This is a genomic window from Holdemania filiformis DSM 12042 (assembly GCF_000157995.1).
Lineage (GTDB): Bacteria > Bacillota_I > Bacilli_A > Erysipelotrichales > Erysipelotrichaceae > Holdemania > Holdemania filiformis.
In genome coordinates this window covers 127,951-140,647 of sequence record NZ_GG657557.1, presented here as the reverse complement: position 1 = coordinate 140,647, position 12,697 = coordinate 127,951, and the positions used below count along the sequence as shown (strand labels likewise).

The following is a 12,697-nucleotide window of genomic DNA, read 5'->3' as shown; positions in this document are numbered from 1 at the left end:
AATCCGCGGTCCTGATTGGCAGACAACGGATTTGATGAAGGTGAATTGAATCAGTGTTTCCCGGAGATTGAGGATTCATCGGGGAGCGGCAGGTATTTTGTTTCGTAATCCGCGACGGGAATTGGTTTGGAGAACAGAAAGCCCTGGGCAATGCCGACGTGGCATTGATTCAGGATGCCCAGCTGTTCCTCGGTTTCTACGCCTTCCGCGACCAGCTTGATCTTCATTTTCAGGCAGACGTCGCTCATGGCTTGAATTAACGCCCGTGCTTTTTCATTAACGGCGATATCCTGAATTAAGCTGCGATCCAGCTTGAGGATATCGAAATCCGCGCCGGAGAATAACGAGAGATTGGAAAATTCCACGCCGAAATCGTCGATTGAAACGCTGAATCCGGATCGCCGCACGGCGTCGATGGTTTGGCGCAGGTCTTCTTCCCGGACATCCAGCGCATTTTCTGTAATTTCAATTTCTAAAAGATCACGGCTGATTTGATAATGATCGCTGAGCTCAGCCAGCCGCTGACAGAATGTTTCTTCCAAAACGGTGTAGCGGGAGAAATTGACGGAAACCGGCGAGATCGGCCGGCCTTCCCGAATCCATTTTTGAAGCCGCAGACACACAAATTCAAACACAAAGAAATCGATCTGGCTGATCGTCTGGGTTTCTTCCAGCAGCGGGATGAAAGCATTGGGCGCCAGGATCAGATTTTCATCCAGCTGATACCGGACCAGCGCTTCAGCGCCGACCAGAAGTCCGGTGTCGATCGCAATTTTCGGCTGGAAATAAACGAGGAAGCGGCTTTCATTCAGCTTTTGACGCAAAACGTTTAAATTGGCTAACGGCAGCACTTCATCGGTATGATGCCGGTAACGTCCGGTTTGCGAAGCATGGTAATAATAAGCTTTCTTATCTTTATACATCTTTTCATCCGCAGCTTTGATCGCGGAAGGAAGCTGGGATCCGTCGGGCGCCCAGTGAGTGCCGATTGCCAGGTGCAGCTTGGCGTTGCTCTGCAGCCGCAGCCGCAGATATTGAACCTGGCCGAAGAATTCCTCTTCCGTGATATCGTGCGTCAAGACGACGAATTCATCGCCGCCGATGCGGTAGCAGGAATCCGGAGCGAAACAGGCCCGCAGGTGATCGGAACAGGTCCGCAGCGCTTCATCGCCGCGGTCATGACCAAATTGATCATTGATTTCTTTTAAACCGTTAAGATCGACAAACAAGACGCCGACCGGCTGCGGATCCGTAATTTTTTTGTCTAAATCCTGGATGTAGCGGTTGCGGTTGAACAAGCCGGTTAAACTGTCCGTATAGCTGAGCTGCGCCAGTTTCGCCTTGTCCATCGCGCGGTGCCGGGCCAGCAGAAGGAAGTATCGCAGCGTCTGCAAGACGATGATCGAATTCTGAAGCTTGCCTGAAGCCGGATTATCAATGCAGATGCAGTCGATAACTTCGCCGCGCACCTCAAGGGAAAGAATGATCAGCTGCTGAATGTTGTAAGCGCGCAGCAGGGTATATTCGTCAGGGAACGATGTTTTTAACAGCTCCACATTCTCAACGACGTAAGATTCATCTTCAAGCAGCCGTTTCATCCACCGGGCGTAGAACGGCCTGACTTTCAAATCGGAAAGCATTTCGATGTCCGCGGCTTTTTCGCCCGACCAGCGCGAAGTAATCGTCAGCCGGACCGGACTCAGGGAGAACAGGGTAATGCGTTCCGCTTCCATGAATTCGCCTAATCGCCGGAGCATTTCCGGGATCGCAGATTCCAGCATTTCATCCTCATACAATTCGCGGACGCAGTCGACGATCAGCTTTTCATTATCCAACATCGTTTTTAAGCGCTGTTTTTCTTCTTCGCTCTTGGTTGTGTCAAACGCAATTTCCAACCGCGCCCGCCGTCCGTTCCACGTCACAATCCGGTCTTTAAGCAGGTAATGGCGGTGCGTCAGCGCGTTGTTGATTTCCCAGCTGTACGTTTCATTATCCTTCAGCCTGGAGTTGGTGCAGAAGGGACAAGGGTGATCCAGACCCTGCAGCACCTTGTAGCATTTTTTCCCTTCGATGGAATCACAGCCGAAAGCCTTGCGGCCGCTTTCATTAATAAATAATAAATCATAGGTTTCCGGGTCCGAGATGTAAATCAATTCACTGATTTCATTCATCGGCGCCTGCAGCTCGCGGTTGAGCTGATCTAATTCCTCCTGCCGGCGGCGGGTTTCCATCTCTTCCTGTTCCAATCGCTTCTGCCGTTTGTGCTGAATGTGGCTGAAATACAACAGCGCCAGCGTAATCAGAAGAAAGAAGACGTTGACTAAAAGCAAGGAAATCTGAGCCTGATGGACGCTGGCTTCGGTATAGGCTTCAGCGAAGCTGACCGCGTCGTTGGCCAGATCGAAATAGGTTTCGCTCAAGGCGTAAAGCTGATCGGAGGAAGCGCCTGCACGGAAGTCGTAAATCGCGGCTTTTACCTGTTTCCAGGCGTCCTGCATCCGCAGAATCTGATTCTGGAACGGTTCGTCATTCAACCGAATCAGAGCGTCAGGGCCTTGGCCGGTTTCCAATTCCGTCAACAATACGTCGATTTTTTCAATCATCGCGTCGTCAGCCTGATGATTCAGCTCTTGCTTGACAAGCCGCTGCGTTGCGCCCCGGACAATTCCGGTATAGTTAATGACACGGGCGTTGCCCTGGAGATTGCGGATGGTGAACAACGAAAGAATCCCGGTCAGGATTAAGGAAAGGATTAAAGGAATGAGTAAAAAACGGGTGGAATACGAAATCTTATTGCTTTTCATAACGATACCGCTTTCTTTATTCAACCGCGGCGCTCCAATGAGGGCAGTCACCCGATTCAGCCTTGCCAGGTGGATGTTACTTTCATTATACTGCAATTTATAGGGAATAAAAGCTTAATTCCGGTAAACGAACCGCGGAAATCCGCAGAATGGGAATTGATCGGAAAATGATCGATTTTTTCATTTAAATTCATAATTTTAAGGATTGGAAGTCAAAAACAGGTCAAATTGAAAACAACCGGGCGGGTGCGCTGAGCGTCCGGCCAACGCTGGAAAAGCATAAATAAAACCGGGCCGGAGCCCGGTTGGATCAGGAATGGAAAAAGCTTCGCAGCTTTCCGGTAGTTAGCCGGGAAAGATCGGAAGTCCGCATATTGAATTCCGGTTTTGTCTGCGGTTTAACAGAATTGAACTCAGGTTCCCGCCTGCCTTTATCAAGGCGGAAGCTTAGGCCGCTTCGCGGCGGAAGCCGGTAATTCCCATCGCGCCCTTGCCGCCGTGCACGGTCATGACCGCCCCCAGCTCAAAGACCAGCACTTCCTGGAAACCGTCGTTCAGCACGCGCTGGCGCATCCGTTCCAGGATATCCGGATCCGCACCTTTGGCAAGATGATCAGCGCCATCGTGCGGTCCAGCGGTTCCTCGCTGAGGAAATCCTCAACCATCTGCGACGCCGCCTTTTTCATCGTACCGTAATATTTCTTGGTGTTGATTAGCTCACCCTTCAGGATGTCGATCCGCGGCTTGATCCGAAGCAGGGACGCCCCCAGCGCCGCTGCGTTGCTGACACGGCCGCCGGCTGCCAGGAAGTCCAGCTTTTCCGGAATGAATAACGTCTTAATCCGCGGCACCCATTTGCGGATCTCGTCAGCCAGCTGCGCGGCGCTCCACTGGGGATTACGCGTATGCAGCTCAACCGCTTTGAGCGTTAATAAGCCGAAGCCGCCGGAAACGTTCAGGCAGTCGACCAGATGGATTCGCTTTTCATCGCAGTCCTGCAGGCTGATAAGCGCATTCTGGAACGAACAGGAACAGGCCGAGGAATAACCGATGTGAACGATCTCGACCTCCGGATCCTCTAACAGCCTGTTGAAAAATTCACTGTATTGATACGGGCTGACCGCGCAGGTTTTCGGGATCTGCCGTGTGGCTTCATAAAAATCGTAAATTTCCTGAATCGGAAGCTCGCCGTCGAGCACAGTCCGGTCCGGAAAGTTGACGCTGAAAGGTACCATTGGAACATTTAATTTTTCCAACATGGAAACCGGGATGTCAGAACAGCTTTCAGTTGTAATGATTGTTTTCATAACAAAGTCCCCCACTTATTTTCAACTCTGATTCTTCTGGTTCAGGATGTCAGGACATCTCATTAAGGAAAACCAGACGCTAATACTTTAACGTGTTCAGGGTGTCAAGTAAAGTCTTCTTTTGATGAAAAATTAAAAAAATGTTTGGCATAAAAGAAAAGACCACACATTTTAAAAATTGTGTAGTCTAAGATCGTGATCAAATTATGAAAATTTTCAATCAGACTTGCCGGAAAGCCGGTCTTCCGTTATTTCAGGCGTTGACGGGCTGGGAATCCAGCCTGCTTTTCATCATTTTGCGGTAAGCGTAAGCAAAACAAAGAAGATGTACGGCAAAGGTCAGAATCCAGGAAATCGGGTAGGAGATATACAGGCTGAAAAGTGTATGCTCAACCTGGAAAACTGTAAAGATCCACAGCACGCGGAAGGCGCACGCGCCGGTCAGCGACACAAGCATCGGCATGATCGAATAGCCTAAGCCGCGGATGCTTCCGCAGCAGACGTCCATCAATCCGCACAGGAAATACGTCGCGCTGACAATCGAAAGCCGGATCATTCCGAAATCGACGACGGCCGGATCGGAGGAGTAAATGGAGAGCAGCGGCCGGCCGAGCAGGTAAGCGCCCTGGCCCAGCACCAGACCGATCACAGTCACGATCCCCAGGCAGGTTAACAGGATTTTCTTAATCCGCGCGGTGTTGCCGGCGCCGAGGTTCTGGCTGGTGAAGCTCAGCGAGGTCTGGTAAATCGCGTTCATCGCGGTGTAGACAAAGCCCTCGATATTGCTGGCGGCGGTGTTGCCGGCCATGACGATCGATCCGAAGGAGTTGACCGACGACTGAATCAGCACGTTGGAAATACTGAACACGATGCCCTGCAGGCCGGCCGGAATACCAATCCGCAGCATTTCTTTGACTTTATCGCCGTGCAGCTTGATCTTATCTTTATGCAGCTGGCACATGCCGTCCATTTTCAACAGACACATCAGGATCAGAACCGCGGAAATCACCTGGGAGACCACCGTTGCGATCGCGACGCCGGCAACGCCCATGCGGAAGACGATGACGAAGAACAGGTTGAAGATGACGTTGACGATCCCTGCGACGGTCAAAAAATACAGCGGCCGTTTCGTATCGCCGATCGCGCGCAGAATCGCCGCGCCGAAGTTGTAAATCATAAACGCCGGCATGCCCAGGAAATAGATCCGCATATACAGTACGGAATGCGTGATGACATCAGCCGGCGTGCCCATCAGTTCTAACAGCGGCCGGGCGAACAGAATGCCGACAAAGATCATCAGAATGCCGCCGATGATGGAAATGGCGATCGAGGTGTGGACGGTGTCCTCGCAGTTCTGCCAGTCCCGCGCTCCGCAATAGCGGGCGACCATGACGTTGGTGCCGATCGAGATGCCGATAAACAGGTTGACTAACAGATTGATCAAAGCGCTGGTGGAGCCGACGGCGGCCAACGCGTGGCTGCCGGTGAACTTTCCGACGACAACGATATCCGCGGCGTTGAATAACAGCTGCAGGACGCCGGATAAAATCAAAGGAAAGGCGTAGATGAGGATGCGGCTCAACAGCGGACCGTTGACCATATCCACGGCGTAAGATTTTTTCACAGTAAAAAGTTCCCCCTTAAGTCATGAAAGTATTATACGCCCCTGGGTAGGAATTTCAAGCTCTGAAAGAAGTGAAGGGAATGGACTTGGAAATTCCGGCAAGCAAAGCGGAAATCTGATGAACGCGGAGCATTTTTGTGAAGATAAAACTTAAGAGAAAAGATTGGCCGCCTGCGGGATATGGTATAATGATCTAAACCATGAATGTAAAAAAAGAAAGATTCCGTTGAAAGGTGCAGATTATGAAAAAAATTATTTCTTTTGCCGCGTTCGTCTTGCTGCTCGCTCTCGCAAGCTGCGCTGCCCATCCTGAAGCTTCAGGAATGGCGGAGAAACCGGATTTAGTTCCGATGGTGAGGGTCGAGGGCACGCTGTATCGGGACACGGGAAACGAAAGCCGAGCCGAAAACCATAGCGGGAAGAGGACTGGGAAAATCACTTCCACGGTCGGCGCTGATGAAAAACCGACAGTCGACGATCAATCCAACTTCGGTACCGGATACGAATATCAAATCGCAGCGGAAGGGGCAATCGAGATTTTCATCAATGACCGTTGGTTTATTTTTGAAGCGGAAGGCAACGGCAGCGACTAAATTCATCCGCTCGCGAACTATTTTCCGATTTTCAGGATAACGAATGTTATAATGAGAACAAAGAATGGAGGCAGGAAATGTTCAAAATTATTCATGCCCGGCAGATTACAGACCGCGGCATTGTGGAAGGACAAACTGTGACGGTGGATCAGGGACGGTTTATTTCAGACCCGGGTGAGAACGCAGATTGTGAAATTATCGACGCCCGCGGCGCTTATCTTTGCCCGGGGTTTATCGACATTCACACGCATGGGATGATGGGGTACGACTTCATGGACTGCAGCGAGGAAGCGATGGAAAACATTGCCCGCGCGCATCTGATGCAGGGTGCGACAACGATCATCCCGACGTCCCTGGCCGGCAGCCGGGAAGCGACGATGAATTTCCTGGAGGTTTTCGCGAAGACGGATAAGCATAAGGACGGCCGTGCGGATATGCCGTGCGTCCATCTGGAAGGCCCGTATTTTGCGGCATCTCAAAAAGGAGCGCAGCCGGAAGCATATCTGCGCTGTCCTGATCCGGCGGAATATGGTGAAATTCTGGAAAAATACGGCGATCTGATCGGCCGCTGGAGCGCGGCCAGTGAACTGGCGGGGACGGAAGCTTTTGCCCGGGCCTGCCGTCAGCGGGGCATTCTTGTCGCGTATGCGCACAGCGATACGGATACTGATCAGGCGATCGAAGCCAATCGCTGGGGATTTACGCATTATACGCATCTGTATTCCTGCATGAGCAGCGTTCATCGCCGTCAGGGAAGACGGTACGGCGGGTTAGTTGAATCGGCGTACTTGATGGAAGATACGACCGCTGAGCTGATCACTGACGGGATGCATCTGCCGCCGGCGCTGGCGGAGCTGGCTTACCGCTGCAAAGGGGCGGATAAAGTGTGTCTGATCACGGATTCCATGCGGGCTGCCGGACTGCCGGAGGGAGAGTATGTCCTGGGCGCGAAGGACAGCGATCATCGGGTGATCGTTCGCGACGGCGTCGCGTGGATGCCGGGTTTTGAATCCTTTGCCGGCAGCGTCAGCTCGATGAGCCAGGTTGTCCGGATTGCCGTGCAGCGCTGCAACATTCCGCTGCGCGACGCTGTGAAAATGGCGACGAAAACGCCGGCTGAAATCATGGGCTTAAAAAACAAAGGCCGGATTGAAGCGGGATATGATGCGGATTGTCTGCTTTTAAATGAGGATCTTACGCCAATTTTCATCATGAAAAATGGGAAAATTGTTTTGGATAAGAGGGAGGATTTATCATGCGAATGACGAAGAAAGAAAAACTCACGATTAAAATCTTTGAAACCCGTCAGGAGTTAGGGCGGCAGGCTGCGGCGGAAGTCGCCGGGGCGATCAACGAATTACTTGAGACCCGTCCGAAAATCAGCATTATTTTTGCCTCGGCGCCTTCGCAGAATGAATTTCTGGAAGCGCTGGGACAGGAAGCCATTCCCTGGGAGCGGATCACGGCGTTCAATATGGATGAATATGTCGGCATCGATCCGCAAGCGCCGCAAGGCTTCGGAGCGTTTTTAAAACGTTCCCTGTATGACCGGGTTCCGCTGAAGCAGGTTCATTTGTTCGATTGTCAGGCGACTGATCCTGAACAGGAATGCCTGCGCTATGGGGCGCTGTTGGAAGCGGCGAAACCGGAGCTGTGTATCTACGGCGTCGGGGAGAACGGACATCTGGCGTTCAATGACCCGCCGGTTGCCGACTTTGACGATCCGAAGATCGTTAAACTGGTGGAGCTGGACCCTGTGTGCCGGCAGCAGCAGGTCAACGACGGCTGCTTCGCTTCGCTGGATGAGGTTCCGCGCCAGGCGTTTACGCTGACGATTCCGGTGTTGATGCGCGTAAGCCAGCTGTATGGCATGGTGCCGGGCAAAACCAAGATCGCGGCGATTGACAAGGCAATAAACGGGCCGGTAACCACCGCCTGTCCAGCCAGTATTTTGCGGACGCATCCGCACGCGGTTTTATATCTTGACGAGGTCAGCGCGCAGAAAATCAAACCCGAAACTTACTGAACGCGGACTCTGGGTGGATAAAAGTGAAATTAAAAACTGACGGTGAGCGTGAAATGCTGCGGATCGTCAGTTTTTTTACAGGAAAAGTTGAAGGATCGGAGGTCAAACAACCGGTGTCCGCCGCTTTTTTACGCGTACCGCCGCTGCCGGGGCTGCAGGAAGACGGATTGGATTGACAGCGCCAGGATAGGGAAATAAAACATCCGGCAGGCAGCCGGATGTGAAACGGATAAACGAAATCAGAGGAATGTCCGCGTGGTCTGCAAAATCAAATACCAAAGAGGCCTCGCTCTGATTCCACAGCAGCCTGCGGGCTGCCGCTTTCACCATAAACACGCACTTGATTGCGGCCCTGCTGCTTCGCCTGGTATAACGCCTGATCGCTGCGCTGCATCAATTTGTCGACGGAAAGCTGCGGATCGTCGGTCTGCGCGATGCCGATGCTGGCGGTCAGGGAAGGATGGATAGAGCGCGATCGGAACTGTTCTTCCATTTTCCGCAAAAAGGTTTGCGAACGTGCAGTCAGTTCGGTCAATGCCCAATTTCCCAAATACAAGATCAGAAATTCATCCCCGCCCAGACGGGTTAAGAACGCATCCGGGAAGCATTGCTTCAATAAAACGGCCGTCAGGACCAGCGCTTCGTCGCCGGCCTGATGCCCCTGGGTATCGTTAAGCAGCTTGAAGTAATCCAGATCTGCATAGATCAGGCTGACACGCTGCTGCCCGCGGTTCTGGGCGAGATATTCGTAGAAATGCCGTCGGTTGTAAAGACCGGTGAGAAAATCGGTGTTGGAATTGTAAAGAATCTGCTGCTCCATCTGCCGCTGACGGGTGATGTCCCGGAAGATATACAGCTTACCGGCCAGGTTCATGAAGATATCGTAAATCGGCTCCTCGCGGATTTCCAACAAGCGTTCCTCCTTCTCGTGCTGAATCAGAGCTTCCTGGAATTCTGCTTTTTCCGAAGCCTGGATGCGCAGCAGCGTCTGAGCTTGCCAGACGTCGTAGTCCTGACCGACAATTTCACCGTGAGTAATTCCAAAATAATGCTCAAACCGTTCGTTTGTATTAATGATCACGTTGTCGCTGTTTTTGACCAGAATAGAAAACGGCATACTGCGCAGAATGATCGCCATTTCAGTTCCCATATTTTCTAAATCTGTGACGTCATGCGCGATCCCCACGGTGCCGATCGGTTCGCCGTCATCACCGAAGATCGGCGACTTGTAGGTCTTAAACTGGCGCAGGCCATGCTTGCTTTTGACCTTTTCATCAAACAGACAGGTCTTGCGGGCCTTTAATACCTGCTCTTCCGTTTCCAGGCAGACATATTCGCCTTTTTCGTATTCCTCCTGTTTCAGGTCCCAGATATAATAATGTCCCCGTCCGACGATGTCGTCCTTCGTCTTGCCGACAGCCTGGCAAAAGGCATTGTTGACCTTTAAATGCGCGCCATGCAGATCTTTAAACCAAACTAAGTCCGGAATACTGTTGATCGTGGATTCCAGGTAATTTTCCGTTAACCACAGCTCTTTCCGGGTTTTAAGATAATCCAGCCAGCGCTGAAAAGCCTGAAGGATCAGCGGCTGCGGCATCGGTTTGCGCCATACTTCATCAAAGCTCTGACAAAGTGCTGCCCAATCGGTCTGCGGCAGATCCTGTTGAACAGCGGCAATCAGCACGGCGTCTTTTTGACATTCGGAACGCAATCCCGTAAGGATCTCCGGCGTTGGATCGTCAACGATGATGAAACTGGCGGTTTTCCATAACGCAGGTTCAGGCCGGGCCTGCGTTTTAAAGGACAGGGTAAACCGCTTGGGCGTTTGCGCCAGGGTCATCGCCTTTTCCCAAAGTGGATCCGGACTGACGATCAGAACCTTGAGATTATATTGATACATGATGAGACCCTCCTTGACGTACTGAACCCGGACAGCCAGGCAGCGCGAGCTGATCAAAATCGGCCGGCTTGCAGAAGTAGAATCCTTGGGAATATTGGATGCCGTAATCCAGAATGTAGTCCTGGATCGCCTTGTTTTCCACAAATTCGGCGACGATCTTCATGTCAAATTCCCGGCCCAGCACAGTGATGGCCCGCAGCAGTTTGCGGTTGGTTTCGCTTTGATGTAGATGGCGGATGATCTCGCCGTCGATTTTCAGATAATCCGGATGGATGTCCATCAGCTGCAGGAAATTGGAATAGCCTGAACCGAAGTCGTCAATCGCAATCTGAACGCCGTATTGGCGAACCTGACGAATGAAGGTGTGGAGCGTTTCCACATCGCGGAAGGGTTCGTCTTCGAGAATTTCCAAGATGAATTGCGAAGGATGGTTAATTTTTTTCAACTGGTCAAAAATCAAACGCTGCATTTTCACGGAATTGATGTCGTAGGCAGAGAAATTCAGCGAAATACATTCCATGCGGGCGTTGAACAACGAGAAAACTTTTTCATACATGCGCTCGCTGAGGTAGGAGTAGAGATGATATTTTTTCGCGGTGTCCATAAAGTAGCCGGGAGCGTACACTGTGCCGTCAACGTCGATGATCCGCATCAGCGCCTCGTAATGACTGACCGATTGAGTTTCGTTATCCCAGATACCTTGAAAATACGGCACAACCCCGTCGTTTTCCAGTGCCCGGGTCAGCACGTCGATAATTTTGAATTCTTCCATGCTGCTGAGGGCGCCGTTCGCATCGTCATGATCGCAGATCAGAAAGGACGTCTGCCGGCGGCGGTTGGCATGCAGCGTATTCAGCGCCCGTTCTACCATATCTTTTTGGTGCAGTACGACGACGAAACGGCAGATGACGGTTTCCAGGAGGCCCTGGACTTTGACGAACTGAAATTTGTCAAAGAGAGCGTGGACGATCGACATGAACTGCTCTTCGCTCATTGCCGGTCCGGCCACCGAAAATAACGTTTCTTCATTGAGCAGATAGCTGGTCAGTCCCTGATCCTGAACGACGGAACGCAGGAAAGTCTGAATTTGATCGGCAATCTGTCCGAGCAGTTTTAAATATTGATCCTGTCCTCGCTGCGAGCGGAGTGCTTCGGCGTTTTCAATCTGGATCATAACGAGCTTATCATAAGGCCGGAGTTTATTTTCTTCCTTATATTTAATGTAGTTGCCTAATCCCGTATGCAGATCGAGGGTCAGCTTCTCCTGCACGTCCTGTTGTTTTTTCAACAGCTCGCCCATTAGATATTCGTTTTTCCGATTCACGGCTTCGCGTTGCTTTTTCAAAACATAATTCAACAAATCCTGTGTATCGTCGGCGATCTCGCCCAGATTATCGAAGACCTCAATATCAGGACGGATAAAAACTTCGTTCTCCGCGGTGCCGACAAGGCAGCAGGCGCCGTTGAGAAATTCGTTAACACCGTCAAGATTTGAAATTTCCCCAAGGATAAACGCACCGCAGACATGGTAGCCGCGAAAAGGACTTAATTCCCATTCGGCGCAGTTATGCAGATAGAGCCGGCGGAACAGACAGCTGTAAACAAAGAGATTTTCAATCGGCGTGTCGCCGATCGTTGAACAGATCTCATAGCTGCGTTGGATGCAAGCGGTCGGACTGGTATAGCCGATACGGAATTGAGTGTTGACCGGGATCCGGCTGAAATATTGCGAAATCCGCCCGGCAGCCGCGTCGTACTTCAGCATCCGGCTGGCTCCGTGATGATTTTCCAGGATCATCGGGAAGTGAACGATTTCATCGTTTTCAGCAATTTCCTGCCAGCTGCCATAGCTGCCGGCGCGTTCGATTCCCAGCTGTTCACGCAGCCAGGTTTCCGCGGGCAGGCCGTCGACACTGTCCCAATAGCTTCCCTCACATCCGGTCAGCGTGTATTTCTCGCTGACTGCTTCATGCGAGATATTGACTTCATTATAAACTGTCAGCTCGCTGCCGCCTAAAGCTGCGGCAACGATCGCATGGTCTAAAACGCCTTCCCCGTTAAAGACGTAGGACGGCAGATTCAGCGGCAGGATATCCCCGGCGATGCCCTCCGACCAGCTTGGTTTCGGAATTAAAATGATTAAATGCCTCAACGCAGGCGTGGACGTCATAATAATGATCGGAACAGAGAATATGCATCAGTTTAGCCTGGGATTGATTCGCAAACGCAGCCAGTTCCCGCCCCACTTCCAGTGCGGACTTATGTTTCCAGATAAAAACCCCGGTTCTGACCTGTGATTTCTCATAGTCGTCAACCAGGATAAGCGTTCTATCCGAGTATTGTTGATCGCGGAAAAGAATTCCGCTGGCGCTGCAGCCGATGACCTGGGCCTGCGGAAACAAGGCTTGGACGGTTCGGGCGATGTCAGCGGCTTCCTTTAAAG

The 12,697-nt window shown here is 51.6% G+C and carries 10 protein-coding genes; 4 read left to right on the top strand and 6 right to left on the bottom strand.

Annotated elements, in window-relative coordinates:
• Positions 1-50: 50 nt before the first annotated feature.
• The 3 genes from HOLDEFILI_RS09570 to HOLDEFILI_RS09560 all read right to left on the bottom strand — a co-directional run bounded on the left by HOLDEFILI_RS09570 (position 51) and on the right by HOLDEFILI_RS09560 (position 5,735).
• Positions 51-2,804 carry a putative bifunctional diguanylate cyclase/phosphodiesterase gene (locus tag HOLDEFILI_RS09570; RefSeq protein WP_050766957.1) on the bottom strand — a complete coding sequence of 918 codons (2,754 nt, stop codon included), beginning with the start codon at positions 2,802-2,804 and terminating at the stop codon, positions 51-53.
• A gap of 554 nt (positions 2,805-3,358) precedes the next feature.
• Complete coding sequence (locus HOLDEFILI_RS09565) at positions 3,359-4,111, bottom strand: DegV family protein (RefSeq protein ID WP_006059441.1); 753 nt, start codon at positions 4,109-4,111, stop codon at positions 3,359-3,361.
• Positions 4,112-4,364: 253 nt separating this feature from the next.
• Complete coding sequence (locus HOLDEFILI_RS09560; RefSeq protein WP_039864612.1) at positions 4,365-5,735, bottom strand: MATE family efflux transporter; 1,371 nt, start codon at positions 5,733-5,735, stop codon at positions 4,365-4,367.
• Between the two features lie 242 nt (positions 5,736-5,977).
• On the opposite strand from HOLDEFILI_RS09560, the gene HOLDEFILI_RS18425 reads away from it, so the two are divergent.
• The 4 genes from HOLDEFILI_RS18425 (at position 5,978) to HOLDEFILI_RS19290 (ending at position 8,530) form a co-directional block, all read left to right on the top strand.
• Positions 5,978-6,328, top strand: a complete 351-nt coding sequence (locus HOLDEFILI_RS18425) for a hypothetical protein (protein ID WP_006059439.1) — start codon at positions 5,978-5,980, stop codon at positions 6,326-6,328.
• Between the two features lie 77 nt (positions 6,329-6,405).
• Complete coding sequence (gene nagA, locus HOLDEFILI_RS09550) at positions 6,406-7,593, top strand: N-acetylglucosamine-6-phosphate deacetylase (protein ID WP_006059438.1); 1,188 nt, start codon at positions 6,406-6,408, stop codon at positions 7,591-7,593.
• A complete protein-coding gene (locus HOLDEFILI_RS09545; protein WP_039864611.1) occupies positions 7,584-8,354 on the top strand; it encodes a glucosamine-6-phosphate deaminase in 771 nt (256 codons plus the stop codon). Before nagA ends, HOLDEFILI_RS09545 begins: the two co-directional genes overlap by 10 nt.
• Before the next feature lie 23 nt (positions 8,355-8,377).
• Positions 8,378-8,530, top strand: a complete 153-nt coding sequence (locus HOLDEFILI_RS19290; RefSeq protein ID WP_006059436.1) for a hypothetical protein — start codon at positions 8,378-8,380, stop codon at positions 8,528-8,530.
• Positions 8,531-8,622: 92 nt separating this feature from the next.
• Here the strand turns inward: HOLDEFILI_RS19290 and HOLDEFILI_RS09540 are convergent, their stop codons facing one another.
• From HOLDEFILI_RS09540 to HOLDEFILI_RS18885, 3 genes are all read right to left on the bottom strand, one after another.
• Positions 8,623-10,254, bottom strand: a complete 1,632-nt coding sequence (locus HOLDEFILI_RS09540) for a sensor domain-containing diguanylate cyclase (RefSeq protein ID WP_006059435.1) — start codon at positions 10,252-10,254, stop codon at positions 8,623-8,625.
• A complete protein-coding gene (locus tag HOLDEFILI_RS18420) occupies positions 10,241-12,406 on the bottom strand; it encodes a bifunctional diguanylate cyclase/phosphodiesterase (RefSeq protein ID WP_167317137.1) in 2,166 nt (721 codons plus the stop codon). The genes HOLDEFILI_RS09540 and HOLDEFILI_RS18420 overlap by 14 nt, the downstream gene beginning before the upstream one ends.
• A partial coding sequence (locus HOLDEFILI_RS18885; RefSeq protein WP_006059432.1) for an FIST N-terminal domain-containing protein occupies positions 12,312-12,697 on the bottom strand: 386 nt, incomplete at its 5' end. The genes HOLDEFILI_RS18885 and HOLDEFILI_RS18420, both read right to left, overlap by 95 nt.